The sequence below is a fragment of the Streptomyces sp. NPDC016845 genome, assembly GCF_044332585.1.
Taxonomy (GTDB): Bacteria; Actinomycetota; Actinomycetes; order Streptomycetales; family Streptomycetaceae; genus Streptomyces.
Map to the genome: position 1 here is coordinate 723,442 of NZ_JBIRPI010000002.1, position 19,180 is coordinate 742,621.

The window sequence follows — 19,180 nt, forward strand, 5'->3', positions numbered from 1 at the left end:
CGGCCAAGTGTCACATTGCGGAAACGTGGGCGTTCCCGCACCTTCCGCACCGTCCAGTACCGTTGAGGCACTGATTCCAGTTTCAGTTCCCGTTCTTGTTTCGGGCTGGCCGATGTCGTCCGGCGCCACCGCGTCCTCGTACGACAGGAGTCTGCGCACCGTCATGATCCGTCCGCACACCCTTCCGCCCTGGCTCAGCCATGCCCTGCGTGCCCAGCGCGCGCCCGTGCCGTGGCCGGCCGTCGTGCGCGGGGCGCTCGCCGCCGGCCCGCTGCTCCTTGCCGGGGTGCTCGCCGGGCAGGCGTCCAGCGGGGTGCTGCTCGCCCTCGGCGCCATGCTCGCCGGGAACATCGACCGGCCGGGCACCCGGCGCGCCGCCCTCACCAGGCTCGGCGGGCCCGCGCTCGCCGGGGCGCTCGGAATGGTGCTCGGCAGCTGCCTCGCCGGGAGCGGATGGGTGATCGTCGGGGCGTTCGTCGTGCTCGGGCTGATCGGCGGGGCGGTCAGCGCGGCCGGGCCCGTCGCGTCCGCCGCCGTGACGCAATTGCTGGTGACCGCCGCCATGAGCGCGGGAATGCCGCTGCCGGAGAGCGGGTGGCAGCGGGCGGGGCTGTTCCTGTGCGGTGCCGCCTGGCTGATCCTGTTGCGGCTGGTGCTGCCGTCGCCCGTGCGCGGGCAGCGGCTCGGTTATCTGTACGACGGTGAGCGTGCCGCTGTCGCCGCGGTGTACGACGCCGTCGCCGCGCTGCTCCAGGCCGCCGGTGGGCCTGACGCCCGTGCGCGTCGTGTGGCCCTGACCGCCGCGCTCGACCAGGCGCAGGACGCCCTGCGCGGACGTCCGCCCGGGACGCGGCGGCTGCGGGCGCAGCTCGGGGCCGCGCTGCCGCTCGCCGAGGCGGCCACCGCGCTCGCCTGGGCCGGGGCGCCCGTACCGGCGCGCGCGGCGGAGGGGCCCGCGCGGCTCGCCGCCGCCGTACGGTCCGGGGCGCCGGTCGGACCGCTGCCCGCGCCGGCGCGTACCGGTGCGGGGCTGCGGGCCCTGGACGACGCGCTGCTGCGGGCCGCCGAGATGTTCGACCGGGGGAGCGGCGCCGGGAGCGAGATCGCGCGCCGCGGCTCCTTCCGAGTGGGCGTGCGCAGGATGGCCGGGCCCGCCGGGCGGGAGTACGGGGTGCGCGTCGGGCTCTCCTTCGGGGCCAGCGCCGCCGTCGCCCAGGCCCTGCAGCCCGTGCACTGGTACTGGCTGCCCGTCACCGCCGTCTTCCTCGTCAAGCCCGATCTCGGGCCGCTGGCCTCCCGCGTCCTGTGCCGGGCCGCCGGAACCGTCGCGGGGGCGCTGCTCTTCGCCGGGCTCGCCATGCTGCTGCCGCACCCCTTCGGCCTGGTCGCCCTCGTGGCCGTGGCCGGGGCGCTCATCCCCGTCTCCCTGCGGCACTTCGCGGCGCAGACCGCCGTGATCACCGTCCTCGTCCTGGCCCTGGTCATGGTCGGCGGGGAGCCCCAGGCCTCGTGGAGCCGGATCTACGAGACGCTGCTCGCCTGCGCCCTCGTACTCGTCGCCGGACATCTGCCGTGGCCCGGCGGGCACCACGGGGGCGGCGTGCGGATGCGGATCGCTGTCGCGCGGGAGGCCGCGCGTGTGTATGCGACGCATGTGCTTAGCGAGGACGCGGGTATCGACCGGGCCGGGCGGTGGGCGCTGCGGCGGGAGGCGTACCGGGCCCTCGCGGAGGCGTCCGCGGCGGTTGAGCTGGCCGCCGCGGAGCTGCCTGTGCTGGCGCGGCACTCGGACGGGTCGCGGCGGGTCACCGCGGTGCTTGAGCGGTTGGTCGACGCGGCTACGGCGTATGCGGTGCGGGTGGATGAGAACGGGGGGCTGTCGGCGCGGGACGCTGCGCGGATGCGGAGGCTTCTGGCGGAGGCCGAGCTGGCGGCTTAGCGCCGACGCCGCGGGGCGCGAGGTGCTCCGGCGGGTGCGGCTTCGTCGTGGCTGGTCGCGCAGTTCCCCGCGCCCCTGATGGGGCAGGGATCGCTCGTCGGCCGCCGCGCCGTCGTGGTTGGGCGCGCGGTTTCCCGCGCCCCTGGTCGGCTGCGGCTTCGTCGTGGCTGGTCGCGCAGTTCCCCGCGCCCCTGGCGGGGCGCGGGGTGGCCTGCGCCCCGTCAGGAGCCTTCTTACGGCTTGGGCAGTGTGCAGCCCGGGGCCGAGAGGTTGATCTTGTTGCCTGTTGTCACGCACGCGACGATGCCGTACGTCTGCTGCGCGTAGTTGATGCCCTGGCGGACCGTTACCTGGCCGGACTCGTCCACCTCGCACGGGTTGTTGTCCGTGCAGCGTCCGCCGTCCTCGTTACCGGTGTTGTTGACCGCGACGACCTTGCCCGTCGCCTGGTCGAGGACCGGGGAGCCGGAGGTGCCGCCGATGGTCTGGCAGGCGGAGGTATAGCGGACCGAGTCCTTCCAGGTCCACTCGCCCTCCTTCAGGCGGTACGCGAAACCGTCGATCGCGCAGTTGTAGGTCCGCTTCCAGTAGCCGGAGACCACGCTGATCGCCGTGCCCTTGACGGGGTGCGCTGAGGAGAGTTCCAGGGCTTTGATGCCGTAGGAGTTCTCGATGCTCTGGTAGGTGGTGGTGAGCTGGTAGAGCGAGACGTCGGTGTCGGTCATCGTGCCGTACGCGATCTTGCTCGCGCGCAGTGTGGCCACCCTGCTGCCCGCCGCGTTGAGGAGGCTGAAGGTGCGGCTGGAGGCCCGGTCGACGAGCACCTCGCCGGGGCCCGGGAAGCCGGTCTCCAGGCAGTGGCCGTTGGACATGACCAGTGCCGGGTCGGTCGGCCTGGAGCTCGGGACGCGGACGACGGAGCCGGAACAGTTGCTGAGCGCGACGGTTCCGGCGAAGGAGACCGCCTGGGCTCTGGCCGGGGCGGCTGTCGACGCGTGCGCCGTGGCGGCCGTCGGCGCGTGCGCCGGGGCGGCCGTCGAGGCGTGCGCCGTGGCGGCGGGGACCGCTGTGGCCGCGCAGAGGAGTGTGCCGAAGGCCGCGCCGACGAGCGTCTTTCTCAGGTGAGGCTTCTTGCCGGGCTTCACGTGGGGCTTCATGTGGGGGGTCCTCTCCCGTGCTGAGGGTGGTGCACCGGGTGGGGCGTACGCCATGTTTGGCATGAGCATTGTGATGGCGTACGGCTCAGCGGACAACAGCGCCTTCTCAGCGAACGGGACCGAATCCCGGATCTCTCACCGCGTCAGCACGATCCACACAGGCGCGTGGTCCGAGCCGGGCGCGTCCCGGCGCGCGTCCGGGTCCTCGCCCACCGACGGCAGCAGCGCCGCGTCGTGCGGCAGGCCCGTGCCCGCGTGCGTGATGCGGTCGATCATGTCCCGGGTCACGAATACGTGGTCGATCAGTTCGCGGCGGCCCGCGTGGACGCGTGAGTAGCGTTGCTCCTCGGGGATGAGGGGCGCGATGTTCCAGAGCCGTTTCGCGTCGCCCCGGTCCGGGCGTTCGAACCCCGGCGTGCCGATCTCGGAGCCGGGCGGGCCTTGCAGGATCTGGGTGGTGGCCGCGCCGGCCTCGTCGTTGAAGTCGCCGAGGACGACGACGCGGGCGCGGCGGCCGTCGTCGCCGAGCAGGGTGTCGGCGAGGACGCGTACGGCCGCGGCCTCCGCCGCGCGGCGGTGCAGGGCGTACGTCGCGTAGCGGGCGCGTTCGCCCTCGTTGTGCGGCGCGAACCGGCCGCCGGGGTAGCTGAGCAGCTTCGACTTGAGGTGGCACACGGCGGCCGTCAGCCAGGTCACCCGCGTTGAGAACTCGACGGCCAGCACGCCCCGGCCCGCCCGGTCCGTCGTACGGCCGCTGTCGTCGACCTGCACCGGCCGCAGGCCGTCGGGGAACGCGGCGGTGTCGGCGACGACGTTCACCGGCAGGTCGCTCAGGAAGCCGACCCGAATGCCGCGCTCGTCGGGGAAGCGCGAGAGCGTCACGGTGTACTGGCCGTCGAGCAGTTCGACGAGGTCGTTGAGCGCCTGCGGGTCGCCGACCTCCTGGAGGCCGAGCAGCGTCGGGCGCAGTAGGTTGACAGTGGCGGCGAGTGAAGCGAGTTTCGCGTCGTACGCGGCTTTGTCGTGTGGCCCGAACGGTCCTCCGGGCCGGTAGAGGTTCTCCAGGTTCCAGGTGCCGACGAGCATGGCGAACTCCATCCTCGGATGATCCGGCCCGTCCGGGGCCGGGGGCCGCCAGCGTGCCAGTGGTCCCGCCGGGGGAACAGGGGGCGGCCCCGATGCGCGGTCGGGGTGGGCGGGACGCAGGACGGGGCGGTGGTCCGCCGGACGTACGGCACGTCCGAAGACCCGGCCGGGGTTCGGCCGGGGTCGTGCCAGGCCCGAAAGGAACCGAGGTTCGACCGAGCCTTGGCCTTGGCCCTGGCCCTGGTCTTGGCCCTGGCCCCGGCCCCGGCCCTGGCACTGGCCCTGGCCCTGGCCCTGGCCCTGGCCCCGGCCCTGGCACTGGCCTTGACCTTGGCCCTGCCTTGGCCTTGGCCCTGGCTCCGGCCCTGGCCCTAGCCTTGGCCCTGGCTCCGGCCCTGGCCCTGGCCCTGGCCCTGGCCCTGGCCTTGGTCTTGGCCCTGGCCGTGTCCCCGGCCTTGGCTCCGGCCGTTCCCCGGCCCGGCCCTGGCCTCGGACCCGGCCCCGGCGCCCCGCCCCCGCCCCCGGTCCCGGCCGGGGCCAGGTCCGGGTCCGGAAAAAAGTGGCGCCGGGAGCGATGAGTTCCGCCCGCGGGTTCGGTCCCCCCTCCCAGAGACCCGTTCGGAGACCCGGCCGGAGACCCGACCAGAGGAGGAACCATGGGGCTGCCCGAAGCGGTCACGCGGGAGGAATGGCGCGTGGCCCGGGAGGAGCTGCTCGTCCTGGAGAAGGCGGCGACCCGGGCGCGGGACGCCCTGAACGCCAAGCGGCGTGCGCTGCCCATGGTCGAGGTCGACAAGACGTACCTGTTCGAAGGGGCGGACGGAAAGGCCGAGTTGCTCGACCTCTTCGAGGGGCGGGACCAGCTCGTGATCTACCACTTCATGTTCGCGCCCGAGTGGGACGCCGGGTGCCGCAGCTGCTCGGGGTTCCTCGACCAGATCGGCCATCTGGCGCATCTGCGTGCCCGGGGGACGGCGTTCGCCGCGGTCTCGCGCGCTCCGTTCACCAAGATCCTGCAGTTCAAGGCCCGGATGGGGTGGACCGTGCCCTGGTACTCCTCGAACCTGAGCGACTTCAACCAGGACTTCGGCGCCACCTTCGAGAACGGGGACGGGCCCCAGGAGCGTCCCGCCCTCAGCTGCTTCCTGCGGGAAGGGGAGCGGGTCTTCCACACGTACTCGGCGTTCGACCGCGGCCTGGACCACCTCGGGTTCACCTCGAACTTCCTCGACCTCACCGCCCTCGGCCGCCAGGAGGAGTGGGAGAAGCCGGCCGGCCGCGCCTCCGCCCTCGGCGCGCCCGCGGGCAGCGAGGGCGTCCGGTACCACGACGAGTACGACGACTGAGACCTGGACGGGAGGGGCCCATCCGGCACCCATCCGGCACCCATCCGGCACCGCCCCCCACCGATCCGGCTCCGATCCGCCTCCATCCGGCCCAACCCCGTACCAAGATGGTGTCATTATCGTCACGTTGCGAGTCCGGACCCGCCCTGTCAGCGTTCTCCCCCATGAGGCGTCGGACCGTTCCGGCGCCGTGCACATCGGCACGATCACGGGGGCAAGGAAGAACGATGATCAACGGACGAGTGGTACTGCGACGATTTCCGGCCGGTGGGCCCCGCGGCTCCTGGCCTGCCGAGGAGTTCGCGAACCTGCGCCGCCTGGAGGGCCAGGCGGCCGAGGTGGTCATGGACCTGGCGACGGACGCGTTCCTGGTGATTGTGCGGGCGGCGGAGCCGGAGGCGGTTCCGGAGCCTGTCGGGTGAACTGGTCCGCCTGGAGCCCGTACAGCTCGGCGTAGATCCCGCCCGCGGCCAGCAGCTCCTCGGGCGAGCCGGATTCGACGAGCCGGCCCTGGTCCAGGACGTGGACGAGGTCGGCGTGGCGGACCGACGCGAGCCGGTGCGTGATCAGGATGACCGTCTGGCCGGTGCCCGCCAGCGACCGGATCTTCTCGAAGACCTCCAGTTCGGCCCGCGCGTCGAGCGCCGCCGTCGGCTCGTCCACGATGAGGATGCTGCCCCTGCGGTACGCGGCGCGCGCGATGCCGAGCCGCTGCCACTGACCGCCCGACAGCTCGTGCCCGCCGCTGAACGCGCGCGCGAGCAACGTGTCGATGCCGCGCGGCAGATCCCGTACGACCTCACCCGCGCCCGCCTGCGCGACCGCGTCGCCGATCCGTTCCTCGGTCGGCTCGAACGCGGCGCGGCCGATACCGACATTGACGCGCGCCGTGAACGGCCAGCGCTTGAAGTCCTGCGCCACCATCGCGACCCGCTCGGCGAGCTGCACCCGGTCGGCGCCCGCCGCGTCGACCCCGTCCCACAGGATGCGGCCCTGCTGCGGGGCGTAGAGCCCGGCGAGGAGCTTGACCAGGGTCGTCTTCCCCGACCCGTTCTCGCCGACGAGCGCGACGATGCGGCCGGTCGGCACGGACAGGGTCACGTCGTCGAGCGCGGGGCGCGCGGCGCTGCCCGGATAGGCGAACGTGACGTGCTCGAAGCTGATCTCCTTCGGCTCGTACGGGAGTCGCGCCCCGCCCGTCGGGATCGCGCGCCGCGCCGCCTCCACGTAAAGGCGTTCGAGGTCGCCGACGAACAGGGCGTCCTCGTGCAGGGAGTTGATCTCCAGAACGAGCGTGTCGAGGCTCTGCGAACCGGTGCGGATCGCGATGACCGCCGTACCCGCCACCGAGAGGGCCATCGCGCCGGTCAGCAGGAGCAGTCCGAGCGTCGCGTACGTCGCCGTCGTCGCCAGGCCCGTCCACGCGGCGGCGACCAGGCCGGTCCGCGCCGCGAGCCCGGCGAGCCGCTCCTGCTCGGCCTCCTGCGTCTGGGACATGGAGCGGAAGTGGCGCAGCAGGAACGGGCCGACGCCGTGCACCCGGATCTCCGGCGCCGCCGCCGTGTCGATGAGCAGGCTGCTGATCAGCCGTCCCGCGCGTACGTGCTGCACCCACACGTGGAACGAGCGATAGCGGCGCCGCGCGATCGTCAGGGCGCCCCACGCGCTCGGCAGCACCATCGTCACGAGAAGCGGCAGCAGCACCGGATGCAGCACCGCAAGCACGCTCGCCGCCGCGATCAGCGAGATCAGCGCGTTCACCACGCGGGTCGCAATGGTGATCATCCGGCGCGCGGACTGCGCCCCGTACTGCGCGGTGTCGAGCAGCTTGTGGAACGCGTCGTCCTCGATCGCCGCCAGTTCCACGGTCGCCGCCCGCTCCAGATACTGCTCGGTGGCGAGCCGTTCGACCTTGGGTTCGAGGCGGCCCGTCGCGTACGTCGACGCCGCGCGCAGCAGCGCCGCGATCAGGAGTACGGAGGCCATGGTGATCAGTGCGGGCGCGGCGCCACGCAACCGCTCCGCCATCGTGCCGCCCGCGACGAGCCGGGCGAGCACGCTGTTGACGGCGAGGAGGCTCACCGCCTGCGCGACGCCCCGGCCGGACTCGGCGACCAGGACCATGCCGGCCGCGCGCCGGTCCGCGTCGCGGGCGAGCCGGAAACTCAAGGCGAGCAGTGCGGGCAGCCGCGTCAGCATCGCCTTGAAGTTCAGCTGGAGGAAGGCGTCGTCATGCGCCGACCAGCCGATGTCGTACCGAAGAGGGCCGCCGAAGAGCAGCTCCTCCGACTCCGATGTCACCGGTGCGTCCAGCTCCGGCTCGGTGCCCGGCCTCTTCCTGGCCATCATCGGACCACCCCGTCCCCGTGTGAGTCCGCCACCGGCGACATCCCCGGCTTCGGCGCCCTCTACGCGGAACGGAGCGGTGCAGTCAGGACGCGCTGAGCGGGCGGGACCAGGAAGGCGTCGTTCCGGTCACCCGGCACAGCGCCAGATACAGGGGGATGGGCGGGGTGTACGGCACGGAGCTGTCGGGGCAGTGGATGAGGTCGGGGGCGCGGTCGGCGTCCGGCACGAGGATGCCGGCCGTGTAGCGCGCGGGCGCGGGCCACTCCAGGGCCACGTCCGAGTCCGAGGGGACCAGCCACCACCAGTGCGCCTCGTCGGCGTAGACGCAGCCCATGCGCGGCAGCCGCCGCGTCATCGCGCGGCCGCAGGCCTCGGGAACCGCCACCGCGTCGCAGCCGAGGGGGACGGTCATGCCGTCCGGCACGCTGAGTCGTATGGTCCCGGCCGGGCGGAGGTCGCGCCGTCGCCGGGCGAGCCCGGCCAGCGAATCCAGGTGCATCGTCCGCGTCGTCACCACGCCACGCCCATCCGTTCCCGCATCGCACGTTCGTCGTTCCACGCCCGCCATGGTCAAGGGCGGGCTTCGCTCACCAGGCCCAGCCGACGCCGCCGATGGCGTCCGCCGCGGGCGCCGGGCCGGACGCGGCCCGCGCGTCCCGCGGCAGCTCCGCCCAGACGAGCAGTCCTGGTCCGGTCTCCTGCGCGCCCCACGCCGTGGAGACGGCGGCCACGAGAAGAAGTCCCCGGCCGTGCTCCTCCTCGGGGGCGATACGGCCCCCGGTGCGGGGGTCGTCGGGTATGCAGCCCTCGTCGCGGACGGCTATCCGCACCCGCTCACCGGCGTCGTCGCGCAGTTCGTGCAGTTCACAGTGGATGCGTCTGCTGGCGGTGTGCACGATCGCGTTCGTGACCAGCTCGGAGACGACGAGCGCCGCGGCGTCACAGGTGTCCTCGCACGCCCCCCATCCCGTGAGATGGGCACGTGTCATGCGCCGGGCTTGTGCGGCGGAGCCCGGGTGGGGAGCCAGTTCGAAGGTGCTGCGGCGGGTCGCGGACACCTCGGGGGTGCCCGGACGGTCACGCAGCGTAGCCTCGCCGGCTTCTGTTCCTAAAGGCGCGGACGGAATCACGCTTGCCACTATCTCCCCGTCGTGAACACTTGGCAAGAGCCACTCTGGAAAGTGCAGAGTGCAGTGTGCCGCGGCGAGGGGACATGGCACACTGCTCCAAACAGCTCGCCGCGCGGCGCCCATCGCGGGTGTGCCGCGGGGAAACCGCCGGTGAACGACCTCGCCGGGCCTTTCCTCCGCGGCTGCAATTCGGAGACTCGACCAGTGGGAGGTAACGGGCGTGAGCGAACCGCGGTCCGCGCCGACGGTCGGCCAGGTCGTTCTGGGCCGACGCCTCCAGGACCTTCGCGAGAGCGCCGGACTCAAGCGCGAAGAGGCCGCGAAAGTACTCCGTGTAACCGCGGCGACCGTTCGTCGCATGGAGACCGCGGAGGTCGGACTCAAGATTCCCTACCTCCAGCTCCTCCTGAAGTCCTACGGCGTCACGGACGCCGAGGCCGAGGCGTTCGTGCAGCTCGCGGAGGAGGCCAACAAGCCCGGCTGGTGGCAGCGGTTCCACGACATCCTGCCCGGCTGGTTCTCCATGTACGTGAGCCTGGAGGGCGCCGCCGCGCTCATCAGGTCCTACGAGCCGCACTTCGTGCCCGGCCTGCTGCAGACCGAGGACTACGCGCGCGGGGTGCTCAGATCCGGCGCGATAGGGAGAGCCCTCGCCGACGACCCCGGCCTCGTCGAGCGCCACGTCGCCCTGCGCATGCAGCGCCAGAACCTGCTCACCCGTGAGGACGCGCCCCGGCTCTGGGTCGTCATGGACGAGACGGCGCTGCGCCGGCCCGTCGGCGACGCGGACGTCATGCGCGGACAGATCGACCGGCTGCTCCAGGTGATGGAGCGGCCCAACGTCACGCTCCAGGTCGCGGAGTTCGCCACGGGCCCCCACCCGGGCACGTTCGGACCCTTCGTCCTGTTCCGATTTGCCATGTCAGAACTGCCGGACATGGTCTACAGCGAGTACCTGACCGGCGCCGTCTACCTGGACGCGCGCCCCGAGGTGGCCACCCACCTGGAGGTCATGGACCGCATGGCGGCGCAGGCCGCGACGGCACAACGCACAAAGGAGATCCTCCGCGATCTCCGCAAGGAGCTGTGAATGGACCGGATCAAGGACCGGATACGAGGCGTCGACGGGGAGCCGATCTACAACGGCATGCCCGCGCGCGACCTCGGCACCGAGGGCTGGCACAAGCCGTGGAGCGGTGGCAACGGGGGCAACTGTCTCGAAGCCATGAAGCTGGCCGACGGCCGGGTCGCGGTGCGCCAGTCCTCCGACCCGGACGGGCCCGCGCTGATCTACACGCCGGGCGAGATCAACGCGTTCATCGAGGGAGCCAAGTCGGGGGCAGCGGACTTCCTGCTGTCCTGAACCCTTGCCGGGCCTGCTGCCGCCCTGACCCCCGCACCGGCGTTTCCTCTTGACCTGACCCCCACTCCGGCGTTTCCCCAGAGGCTCTTTCTGTCGCGAAACGTCCGGAGCTCCGAGCGTGCGCGTCCAGTCGGCAGGCCCTAGGTCAGGGCCAGCACGAACGACGCCGACGCGGCGAGCGAGGCCGCGCTCCGCACGTGGTTGAACAGGACCCACTCCCGCAGATACGTACGCCAGTACGCGGCGCTGCTCTCGGACTCCTCGTCCCCGGCGAGCGCCGCGAGGGCGGTGTTGCGCGGGATGTTCGCCGCGATCGTCACGCCGAACGACCCGACCAGGTACAGCGCACAGCCGAGCAGCAGCTCCACAGTGTTCTCGTCGGGCCAGAGCACGAAGGTGACCACGGCGATCACCGCGCACAGCAGCGCCGCGCCCAGGAAGACCACCATGAAGGCCGGGGTCAGCGCCGCCACGTTGACGGCGTTCATCGCCGCGATGCCGCGCGCGGCGGGCAGCGCGCCGAGCCCGCGCATCACGAACGTGGAGAACGCGACGAACACCCCCGCGACGAGCCCGCACCACAACGCCCCGCACACGACGAGCACGAAATACGGTCCCTCGATCATCGCCGACCCGCCCCCTCAGAACACCTGTACGGCAGTACGCCCCGGTGCAGGGGATCATCTCGCAGAAGCCATGAGATGGCAGCGCTTTCTCGCGCCGGGGCGGGCGCCTTCGGGTGCGTCCTCAGCCCGCCCGCCACGACTCGAGCACCGTCATCACCGTCCCCGCCACCCGGGCCCGCGCCTCCGGCCGGCTTACCCCCTCCATCAGCCACCGGTCGTACGGAGTGTCGACGTGGCGTATCGCGGCCCGCACCGCCGCTGTCACCGCGCCCTCCGTCAGCGCCCGGCCCGCCGCGCTGCGTCCGACCCGTCCGCTGCCCCGCGCCCCCGCGTGCCGGGCGACGGCCGCCGCCCGCTCCGGTGGGCAGCCCGGGAACAGGCGCAGGATCTCCGCCGCGAACGCCGCCTCGAAGCGCACGTCCTGGGTCGCGCGGTACGCCGCGTCCCGCTCCCGGCGCCGGGCCCGCGCCTCGGCGTCCGCGAGGCAGCGCGCCTCGGCCCGCACGAGCGCCGCCTCCTCGACGAGGACGCCCTGACGCTCGTACCGCCCGCGCCGCCGGTGGAACCGTACGACGACCGCCGAGAGCCCGCTCTCCTCTCGTGACCTGCGGGTCAACGCGGTGTCGCCGCGCGCCAGATACACCAGGTGGCCGAGGTCGGCGCAGTCCAGGCAGCGCGGCTGCCCCTCCGCCATGACGAGGAGGGGGAGCGGGCCCGCGCGGCAGGCGCCGCACCGCCTGCGTTTGACCGGCCGGAAGACGACGGGCCCGTGCGCGGGCTGCGGGGAAGGAGGTGTGGAGAGGGACATGGAGGGTGGCGTGGAGGGTGGCGTCGTGCTGGTCATACGCACGTCATGCCCGCGCAGAAGCCTCCACCACCGCGCCGCGCGGAAGCCTCCGCCACCGCGCCGCCCGGTCGCCTGGCCACCACGCCGCGCGGAAGCCTCCGTCACCGCGCCGTCCGGACGCCCTCGTCACCGCGCCGCCCCGGAAGCCGTCGTCACCGCACCGCCCGGTCGCCTGGCCACCGCACCACCCGGTGCCCTCGCCACCGCCCGGCATCATGGATCCCGTGCGACTAGAACCGATCACCTGGGAACGGCTCGGCGACGCCCTCGCCGAGCGCCTGCTCGATCTGAAGGCGGGCGACGACGGGCCCTGGCCGAAGGTCGCCTTCGACGGCGCCCCGGCCGCCCGCCCCGGCGACCTCGCGGTGCGCGTCGCCGAGGCCCTGCGCGTCCGCGGCCGCTCCTCGCTGCCGGTCGGCACGGACGGCTTCCTGCGCCCGGCCTCCCTGCGCTACGAGTTCGGGCACAAGGACCCGGACTCGTACTACGGCGGCTGGTTCGACACGGGCGCGCTGTGGCGCGAGGTGTTCGGGCCCCTCGAACCGGACGGCACCGGCCGCGTCCTGCCCGACCTGTGGGATCCGGCCACGGACCGCGCCACGCGCAGCCCGTACGTCGAACTCCCGCCCTCCGGGGTCCTGTTGCTGCACGGCCCGTTCCTGCTGAACCACTGGTTCCCGTTCGACCTGACGGTCCACGTCAGCCTGACGCCGGGCGCGCTGCGCCGCCGGACGCCCGACGAGGAGCGGTGGACACTGCCGGCCTTCGCCCGCTACGACGACGAGACGGCACCGGCCGAGCAGGCGGACATCGTGATCCGCGCGGACGATCCCCGCCACCCTGCCTGGGCCCGGCGGTGACCGGCCGGGTCCCGTCCCTCACAGCCAGCCGTTGCGCTTGAACCCCCGGTGGACGACGACACAGATCACGGCGATGACGGACAGCATCAGCGGATAACCGAACCGCCAGTGCACCTCCGGCATGTGGTCGAAGTTCATGCCGTAGATCCCGCACCCCATCGTCGGCACGGCGATGATCGCGGCCCACGCGGTGATCTTGCGCATGTCCTCGTTCTGCGCGACGGTCACCTGCGCGAGATGCGCCTGCAGAATCGAGTTCAGGAGCTCGTCGAAGGCCGCGATCTGCTCGACCGCGCGCAGCAGATGGTCCGACACGTCACGGAAGTACGCCTGTATCTCCGGCGGCACGGCCTGGTACGGGCGCTGGGCCAGCTCCATGACCGGGCGGGCCAGCGGCGACACCGCCCGCTTCAGCTCCAGGAGTTCACGCTTGAGCTGGTAGATGCGGCCGGGGTCGGCCCGCGCCCCGTTCTGCGCGAAGGCGTCGGTCTCGACCTCGTCGATGTCCGCCTGGACCTCGTCGATCACCGTCAGGTAGTCGTCGACGACGCTGTCCGCGATGGCGTGCAGCACGGCGGCGGGCCCCTTGGCGAGCTGCTCGGGGGCGGCCTCAAGGTTCTCGCGGACGGGCCCGAGCGAACCATGCCGCCCGTGCCGCACCGTGATCACGAAGTCCCGCCCGACGAAGACCATGATCTCGCCGGTGTCGACGACCTCGCTGGTGGCGGTCAGCTGCGCGTGCTCCACGTAGCAGACCGTCTTCAGGACCGCGAACAGCGTCTGCCCGTACCGCTCGACCTTCGGCCGCTGATGCGCGTGGACCGCGTCCTCCACCGCCAGCGGGTGCAGGTCGAACAGTTCGGCGATGTCCGCGATCTCCGCCTCGGTCGGTTCGTGCAGGCCCAGCCAGACGAACCCGTCGTCCGACTTGCGGACCGCGCGTACCGCCTCGACCAGATCGCGGCCGCCGCGCTCGCGCACGCCGTCGCGGTACGTCACGCAGTTGACGACCGCCGAACCGAGAGGGGAGCGCGCCGGGTGGCTCAGATCGACCCGGGGCCGCCGCCGCGCGAGGCGCGCGACCTTCCGCAGCCCGCTCACCCCGCGCAGCCCACCGACCCTCCGCAGGTTGCCCGCCATCGACATGCTCGGCTCCTTGCGCCCGTTCCCGTACGTGTTCCCGTACGTGTTCCCGTACGTGTTCCCGTACGTGTTCCCGTACGTGGCGGGCCAGTCTGCCAGCCGCCACCGACAACGGCTGCGACGATGCCCCCATGACGCGCTCCGACGACGGCCAGGCCTCCCTTCTCGACAACCGGCAGCCCGAGGCGGGCCGGCGCTTCGACGCCTTCGCGGTCCTCTTCGACCCGACGACGTTCCGGCACATCGAGCGCCTCGGCATCGGAGCGGGCGCGCGCTGCTGGGAGGTCGGCGCGGGCGGCACATCGGTCGTGTCCTGGCTCGCGCGGAAGGCCGGGCCGAGCGGGCGAGTTCTCGCCACCGACATCGACACGTCCTGGCAGACCGCCGAACCGGCCGTATCCGCCGAACCGGCCGCCCCCGCCGAACCGGCCGCCCCCGTCGAGGTGCGCCGCCACGACATCGGCGCCGACGAGCCGCCCGCCGAGCGCTTCGACCTCGTGCACGCCCGGCTCGTCCTCGTCCATGTCCCTGACCGGGACCGCGCGTTGCGGACCATGACCGACGCCCTGCGCCCCGGCGGGCACCTCCTCGTCGAGGACGCCGACCCGGCCCTCCAGCCGCTGCTCTGCCCCGACGAGCACGGCCCCGCGCAGGAGTTGGCCAACCGGCTGCGCCACGGCTTCCGCGCGCTGCTCAAGGAGCGCGGCGCCGACCTGTCGTACGGCCGCAAGCTCCCGCGGCTGCTGCGGGAAGCGGGCCTGGAGCGGGTGGAGGCGGACGCGTACTTCCCGCTGACCTCGCCCGCCTGTACGGCTCTGGAGACGGCGACGGTCCAGCAGATCCGGGCCACCCTCGTCGAGGCGGGCCTGGCCACGGACGAGGACATCGACCGGCACCTGGACAATGTGGCGCAAGGTTCGATGGACCTGGCGACGGCGCCGCTGATCTCCGCGTGGGGGAGGAAGCCGTAAGCGCCTGTGTCAGGAGGGGGCGGGGCCGCACGCGCGCGTGCGGCCCCTCCCCCTCCTGACACAGGCGCTTCTCCTAGACCGGACGTACGCCGTTGAGCGCGCCGTGCGGATCGAGGACGTACTTCCTGCTCGCGCCCTGGTCGAACTCGGCGTAGCCGCGCGGCGCCTCGTCCAGGCCGATCACCGTCGCGTTGACGGCCTTGGCGATGTGCACGCGCTCGTGCAGGATCGCCATCATCAGACCCCGGTGGTACGTCATGACGGGGCACTGCCCGGTCGTGAACCGGTGGCTCTTGGCCCAGCCGAGCCCGAGCCGCACCTTCAGCGTCCCGGTGCGCGCGTCCTGGTCGACGCCGCCCGGGTCCTCGGTGACGTAGAGGCCGGGGATGCCGAGCGCGCCACCGGCCGTCGTGAGGCCCATCAGGGAGTTGAGGACGGTCGCGGGCGCCTCGCCGGAGTCCGGGCCGTGCGCCCGCGCCTCGAACCCGACCGCGTCCACGGCCGCGTCCACCTCGGGCACGCCGAGGATCTCGGCGATCTGGTCCTCGACCGTGCCGCGCGTCAGGTCGACGGTCTCGCAGCCGAAGCTCCGCGCCTGCGCGAGCCGTTCGGCGTTGAGGTCGCCGACGATCACCACGGCCGCGCCGAGCAGCTGCGCGGAGGCCGCCGCAGCGAGGCCGACGGGCCCGGCCCCCGCGACGTAGACCGTCGAGCCGACCTGCGTCCCGGCGGTCACCGCGCCGTGGAAACCGGTCGGGAAGATGTCCGACAGCATGGTCAGGTCGAGCAGCTTCTCGCGCGCCTGTTCCGGGTCGGGGAAGCGCAGGGCGTTGAAGTCCGCGTAGGGGATCATGGCGTACTCGGCCTGCCCGCCGACCCAGCCGCCCATGTCGACATAGCCGTACGCGGCGCCGGGCCGTGCCGGGTTGACGTTCAGACAGATGCCGGTCTTGCGCTCCTTGCAGTTGCGGCAGCGGCCGCACGCGATGTTGAACGGCACCGAGACGATGTCCCCGACATCCAGGAACTCGACGTCCGGGCCCTTCTCGACGATCTCGCCGGTGATCTCGTGGCCGAGGACCAGGCCCTCGGGCGCGGTGGTACGGCCGCGCACCATGTGCTGGTCGCTGCCGCAGATGTTGGTGGCGAGGACCTTCAGGATCACGCCGTGCCGGCACGTGCGGCCGATGTTCGCCGACGCCACCCCCGGCCCGTCCTTCAGTTCGAGCGTCGGGTGGTCGATGGTCCTGATCTCGACCGCACCCGGCTTGAGATAAGCGACTGCCTTGTTCCCGCTCATGCCTGATCGCCGTCCCTTCGGCTCAGTGACGCGGCGTACGCGTACGGCCCGGCGTGCGACGCGCCGTACGGCGGATGTTCCGGCTGTGCGCACGGCGGAGTCTGCTACTGAACGGGCGTCCTGAGGAGACCCGGCGGGCCGGGTCGTTGAAGAGGGAACGGCGGAGGGAGCGGCGGTGGCGCGCGGTCGGCCGTCGCTCAGCGGCGCACACGGCGGCCGCGGCCGCGGTCGAGCAGGGAGACACCGAGCGCCGCGAGACCGATCTGGATCAGCCACTCGATCCAGTCCACGCCGTTCGTCTCCTGGACGCCGAAGCCCGCGGCGATCGCCGAACCGAGGAAGGCCGCCACGACGCCGACGAGGACCGTCGGGAGGATGCCGATGCGTTGCCGGCCCGGCAGCGCGAGCCGGCCGAGCACACCGATGACGATGCCGATCACGATCGCGCTCACAATGCCCGAGATCTCCATGCCCTGCCTCCCGATGACATGTCGACAAAACGCTTGAGGAACGTCTGAGGAGCGTCTGCCCCTGTACGGGCCGTCCAGTCGTCGGGGCGGACGCGGTACGAGGCGTCCAGTGAAGGGAGGGGCGCGGGAACCCTAGGGTGACGGCTCATGACCACCACGAACCAGCCCGCTTCCGCGTCGGCGAACCAGCCCGCTTCCGCCTCGCCGCCCTCCTTCGCCGTCCGCGTCCCCGGCGTGGAGCTGGAACCGGAGCCCCTCGCCCCGGCCCGGATCGTCTCGGGCGACCCGGTCGTCACCGGCGCCGTGCTGTGGGAGTCGGCCGACGGCAAGCAGGTGCGCGGCGTCTGGCAGATCACGCCCGGCGTCGTCACCGACACCGAGGCGGACGAGCTGTTCGTGGTCGTCAGCGGCCGCGCCACCGTGGAGGTCGAGGGCGGCGAGGTCCTCGAACTGGCCCCGGGCACGGCGGCTGTGCTACGGGCGGGCGACCGTACGACGTGGACGGTGCACGAGACGCTCCGCAAGGCGTATCACCTCACGCTCTCACGCTGAGCCGACGCCGTCCGTTCGGCCGGACACCCGGTCCGTCCGGTCGGGCGCCCCGATGCGGGTGGTGAAGAGGGCGAAAGCGGCGAGCGGCAGCAACAGGCACGCCGCGGCCAGGTTCAGCCACGCGTAACTGGCCGTCGCCACCACCAGACCCGCCGTCGCGCCGCCGATCCCCGCCGACAGGCTGGTCGTCAGGTCGGAGAGGCCCTGCGCCGCGGCGCGCGCGGCACCCGGCACCGAGTCGGTGAGCAGCGCGGAGCCCGCGACGAGCCCCGCCGACCAGCCGAGCCCGAGCACGAACAGGCCGGCGGCGCTCTGCGCGTGGCTGCCGCCCGCGGTCCCGGCGAGCAGCGCCGCGCAGGCGAGGAGCCCCACGGCGAGCCCGATCACCGTCAGCCGCCCGTACCGGTCCGCGAGGCGCCCCATCACCGGCGAGAACGCGTACATCCCGGCGATGTGCCCGCTGATGACCAGGCCGATCAACTCGATTCCGGCGCCGTGGTGTTCGAGGTCCACCGGCGTCATCGACATGACGGACACCATCGCGGTGTGCGACACGGCGACGGTCACCAGGGCGAGCCGGGCGCGCGGCGACGCGGAGACCGCGGCGAACCCCGCCCGCAGGGAGCGGGCCTCGCGGGTCCGCTCCTCGGCGGGGGCCCCCGCGCGGTGAGGAGCGGGTCGGGGCGCAGTGTGAGGTGGACCAGGGCCGCGGCCATGAGGAACACCCCGGCCGCCCAGACGAAGGGGCCCGACTCGGCGGGTATGCCGAGCCCGGCGACGCTGCGGCCGGCGGGCGCGGCTATGTTCGGGCCGAGGACGGCGCCGATGGTGGTGGCCCAGACGACGGTGGAGATGGCGCGGGCCCGCCGGTCGGGCGCGGCCAGGTCGGCCGCGGCGTAGCGGGCCTGGAGGTTGGCGGAGGACGCGGCGCCGAACCCGGCGAGCCCGACGAGCAGCAGCGGGAAGTTCCCGGCCGCGGCGGCGAGCACGGTCAGGACGGCGCCGAGCGCGCCGACGACATAGGCGAGCACGAGCCCGGCGCGCCGTCCGCGCGCGTTCATCAGCGCGGCGAGCGGCATCGAGAGCACGGCCGTCCCGGCGACGCTGGCCGTCGAGGCGAGCCCCGACAGCGCCTCGTCGCCGCTGACCTCCTTGGCCAGCACAGCGGCGAGCGCGATCCCGGTGGCGGTGCCGAGCCCCCCGAGAATCTGCGAGGCGACGAGCACCCGCTGAGTACGCCGCTGCAAGCCCCCGAGCGCCACACCGTCGACCACCCCCACCTCCACCACCCCTCACCCACCTGAGCCGCGCCAGGGGCGCGGGGAACTGCGCGGGCAACCACCACGCGACGGAAAGCCGCCGGTGAAGCCGGAGCCCGAACGGCGCGACGGCGTTCGAAGGACCCGCCCGGACCCTCTCAGAAGAGAGGCTCGGGCAACACCCCCTCCAGCGCGAGCAACTTCCGCTTGGTCTCGAGCCCGCCCCCGAACCCCCCGATCCCTCCGTCCCGCTCCACCACCCGATGGCACGGCACCACGACCGGCAGGGGATTCGCCCCCATCGCGGCGCCGACCGCCTGCGCGGCCCCGGGCTGCCCGACCCGCGCGGCCAGCTCCCCGTACCCGACGACCGCCCCGTACGGCACCCCGGACGCCAGCGCGCGCAGCACCTCCCGGTTGAACCCGGCGATCAGCGACCAGTCGAGCGGGAGGTCGAAGGCGCGGCGCCGCCCGGCGAAGTACTCCGCGAGCTGCCCCCGCGCCGCCGCGACGAGCGGTGCGTCCGGGGCCTCGGCCGGCGCGGCCCCGAAGCGGGCGCCGAGCCGGCCGAGTATGTCGTCCCGTACCGCGTCGGTGGCGTGGAAGACCACGCTCACCAGGCCTTCCTCCGTGGCGGCGAGCAGCAGCGGCCCGATGTCGCTGGGCATGACGGCCCACACGACCCGGCCTCGGCCGACGGCGTCGTGACCGACGGTGGTGTCCTGACCGACGGTCCGCTGCTCAGCGGAATCCTGCCCAGTGGCGTCCATACCGACCACGTT

19 protein-coding genes and 1 pseudogene are annotated in these 19,180 nt (G+C 73.0%); 8 read left to right on the top strand and 12 right to left on the bottom strand.

Features of this window, described 5'->3' with window-relative positions; translation table 11 throughout:
* Nucleotides 1-163 precede the first annotated feature (163 nt).
* The gene (locus tag ACH4RC_RS09330) at nucleotides 164-1,939 is read left to right on the top strand and encodes an FUSC family protein (protein WP_398197362.1); all 1,776 of its coding nucleotides are present in this window, start codon (nucleotides 164-166) and stop codon (nucleotides 1,937-1,939) included.
* Nucleotides 1,940-2,172: 233 nt separating this feature from the next.
* Here the strand turns inward: ACH4RC_RS09330 and ACH4RC_RS09335 are convergent, their stop codons facing one another.
* Nucleotides 2,173-3,060: a serine protease gene (locus tag ACH4RC_RS09335; RefSeq protein ID WP_398197882.1), complete on the bottom strand. Its 888-nt coding sequence runs from the start codon at nucleotides 3,058-3,060 to the stop codon at nucleotides 2,173-2,175.
* Nucleotides 3,061-3,231: 171 nt separating this feature from the next.
* Nucleotides 3,232-4,182, bottom strand: a complete 951-nt coding sequence (locus ACH4RC_RS09340) for an endonuclease/exonuclease/phosphatase family protein (protein WP_398197884.1) — start codon at nucleotides 4,180-4,182, stop codon at nucleotides 3,232-3,234.
* Nucleotides 4,183-4,838: 656 nt separating this feature from the next.
* Between ACH4RC_RS09340 and ACH4RC_RS09345 the strand changes: the two genes are divergently transcribed.
* Both ACH4RC_RS09345 and ACH4RC_RS09350 read left to right on the top strand, forming a co-directional pair.
* Entirely contained in the window at nucleotides 4,839-5,528 is a 690-nt protein-coding gene (locus tag ACH4RC_RS09345; RefSeq protein ID WP_398197364.1) for a DUF899 domain-containing protein, read from the top strand.
* 227 nt (nucleotides 5,529-5,755) lie between these two features.
* The gene (locus ACH4RC_RS09350; protein ID WP_398197367.1) at nucleotides 5,756-5,950 is read left to right on the top strand and encodes a hypothetical protein; all 195 of its coding nucleotides are present in this window, start codon (nucleotides 5,756-5,758) and stop codon (nucleotides 5,948-5,950) included.
* On the opposite strand, the gene ACH4RC_RS09355 is transcribed toward ACH4RC_RS09350, so the two are convergent.
* The 3 genes from ACH4RC_RS09355 to ACH4RC_RS09365 all read right to left on the bottom strand — a co-directional run bounded on the left by ACH4RC_RS09355 (nucleotide 5,871) and on the right by ACH4RC_RS09365 (nucleotide 8,935).
* Nucleotides 5,871-7,877 (bottom strand): ABC transporter ATP-binding protein, encoded by a 2,007-nt coding sequence (locus ACH4RC_RS09355; RefSeq protein ID WP_398197369.1) that lies wholly within the window; start codon nucleotides 7,875-7,877, stop codon nucleotides 5,871-5,873. The two genes, ACH4RC_RS09350 and ACH4RC_RS09355, sit on opposite strands and share 80 nt — an antisense overlap.
* A gap of 82 nt (nucleotides 7,878-7,959) precedes the next feature.
* Nucleotides 7,960-8,376 (bottom strand): hypothetical protein, encoded by a 417-nt coding sequence (locus tag ACH4RC_RS09360; protein ID WP_398197887.1) that lies wholly within the window; start codon nucleotides 8,374-8,376, stop codon nucleotides 7,960-7,962.
* Nucleotides 8,377-8,464: 88 nt separating this feature from the next.
* Nucleotides 8,465-8,935 carry an ATP-binding protein gene (locus ACH4RC_RS09365; protein ID WP_398197371.1) on the bottom strand — a complete coding sequence of 157 codons (471 nt, stop codon included), beginning with the start codon at nucleotides 8,933-8,935 and terminating at the stop codon, nucleotides 8,465-8,467.
* 292 nt (nucleotides 8,936-9,227) lie between these two features.
* Here ACH4RC_RS09365 and ACH4RC_RS09370 point away from each other — a divergent pair, with 292 nt between their 5' ends.
* Together ACH4RC_RS09370 and ACH4RC_RS09375 are read left to right on the top strand one after the other, a co-directional pair.
* Nucleotides 9,228-10,097, top strand: a complete 870-nt coding sequence (locus ACH4RC_RS09370; RefSeq protein ID WP_398197374.1) for a helix-turn-helix domain-containing protein — start codon at nucleotides 9,228-9,230, stop codon at nucleotides 10,095-10,097.
* Entirely contained in the window at nucleotides 10,098-10,370 is a 273-nt protein-coding gene (locus ACH4RC_RS09375; RefSeq protein WP_398197377.1) for a DUF397 domain-containing protein, read from the top strand.
* Nucleotides 10,371-10,510: 140 nt separating this feature from the next.
* Here ACH4RC_RS09375 and ACH4RC_RS09380 read toward each other — a convergent pair whose 3' ends face one another.
* Nucleotides 10,511-10,996: a DUF1772 domain-containing protein gene (locus ACH4RC_RS09380; protein WP_398197379.1), complete on the bottom strand. Its 486-nt coding sequence runs from the start codon at nucleotides 10,994-10,996 to the stop codon at nucleotides 10,511-10,513.
* 121 nt (nucleotides 10,997-11,117) lie between these two features.
* Nucleotides 11,118-11,804, bottom strand: a complete 687-nt coding sequence (locus ACH4RC_RS09385) for a DUF2293 domain-containing protein (protein ID WP_398197889.1) — start codon at nucleotides 11,802-11,804, stop codon at nucleotides 11,118-11,120.
* A 254-nt stretch (nucleotides 11,805-12,058) separates the two neighbouring features.
* Here ACH4RC_RS09385 and ACH4RC_RS09390 point away from each other — a divergent pair, with 254 nt between their 5' ends.
* Nucleotides 12,059-12,703: a uridine kinase gene (locus ACH4RC_RS09390; protein ID WP_398197382.1), complete on the top strand. Its 645-nt coding sequence runs from the start codon at nucleotides 12,059-12,061 to the stop codon at nucleotides 12,701-12,703.
* An 18-nt stretch (nucleotides 12,704-12,721) separates the two neighbouring features.
* On the opposite strand, the gene ACH4RC_RS09395 is transcribed toward ACH4RC_RS09390, so the two are convergent.
* Complete coding sequence (locus tag ACH4RC_RS09395; protein WP_398197385.1) at nucleotides 12,722-13,849, bottom strand: magnesium and cobalt transport protein CorA; 1,128 nt, start codon at nucleotides 13,847-13,849, stop codon at nucleotides 12,722-12,724.
* Between the two features lie 128 nt (nucleotides 13,850-13,977).
* On the opposite strand from ACH4RC_RS09395, the gene ACH4RC_RS09400 reads away from it, so the two are divergent.
* Nucleotides 13,978-14,817, top strand: a complete 840-nt coding sequence (locus ACH4RC_RS09400) for a class I SAM-dependent methyltransferase (protein ID WP_398197388.1) — start codon at nucleotides 13,978-13,980, stop codon at nucleotides 14,815-14,817.
* Between the two features lie 73 nt (nucleotides 14,818-14,890).
* On the opposite strand, the gene fdhA is transcribed toward ACH4RC_RS09400, so the two are convergent.
* Nucleotides 14,891-16,117, bottom strand: coding sequence for a formaldehyde dehydrogenase, glutathione-independent (gene fdhA / locus ACH4RC_RS09405; RefSeq protein WP_398197391.1), 1,227 nt, complete (start codon nucleotides 16,115-16,117; stop codon nucleotides 14,891-14,893).
* A 197-nt stretch (nucleotides 16,118-16,314) separates the two neighbouring features.
* On the bottom strand, nucleotides 16,315-16,587 hold the full coding sequence (locus ACH4RC_RS09410) for a GlsB/YeaQ/YmgE family stress response membrane protein (protein ID WP_398197394.1): 273 nt from the start codon (nucleotides 16,585-16,587) through the stop codon (nucleotides 16,315-16,317).
* A gap of 147 nt (nucleotides 16,588-16,734) precedes the next feature.
* Between ACH4RC_RS09410 and ACH4RC_RS09415 the strand changes: the two genes are divergently transcribed.
* On the top strand, nucleotides 16,735-17,139 hold the full coding sequence (locus tag ACH4RC_RS09415; protein WP_398197397.1) for a cupin domain-containing protein: 405 nt from the start codon (nucleotides 16,735-16,737) through the stop codon (nucleotides 17,137-17,139).
* Here the strand turns inward: ACH4RC_RS09415 and ACH4RC_RS09420 are convergent.
* Together ACH4RC_RS09420 and ACH4RC_RS09425 are read right to left on the bottom strand one after the other, a co-directional pair.
* A pseudogene (locus ACH4RC_RS09420) lies at nucleotides 17,131-18,428 on the bottom strand (MFS transporter). The gene ACH4RC_RS09415 and the pseudogene ACH4RC_RS09420 sit on opposite strands and share 9 nt — an antisense overlap.
* Before the next feature lie 128 nt (nucleotides 18,429-18,556).
* Nucleotides 18,557-19,168: a methylated-DNA--[protein]-cysteine S-methyltransferase gene (locus ACH4RC_RS09425; RefSeq protein WP_398197399.1), complete on the bottom strand. Its 612-nt coding sequence runs from the start codon at nucleotides 19,166-19,168 to the stop codon at nucleotides 18,557-18,559.
* Between the last annotated feature and the right edge of the window lie 12 nt (nucleotides 19,169-19,180).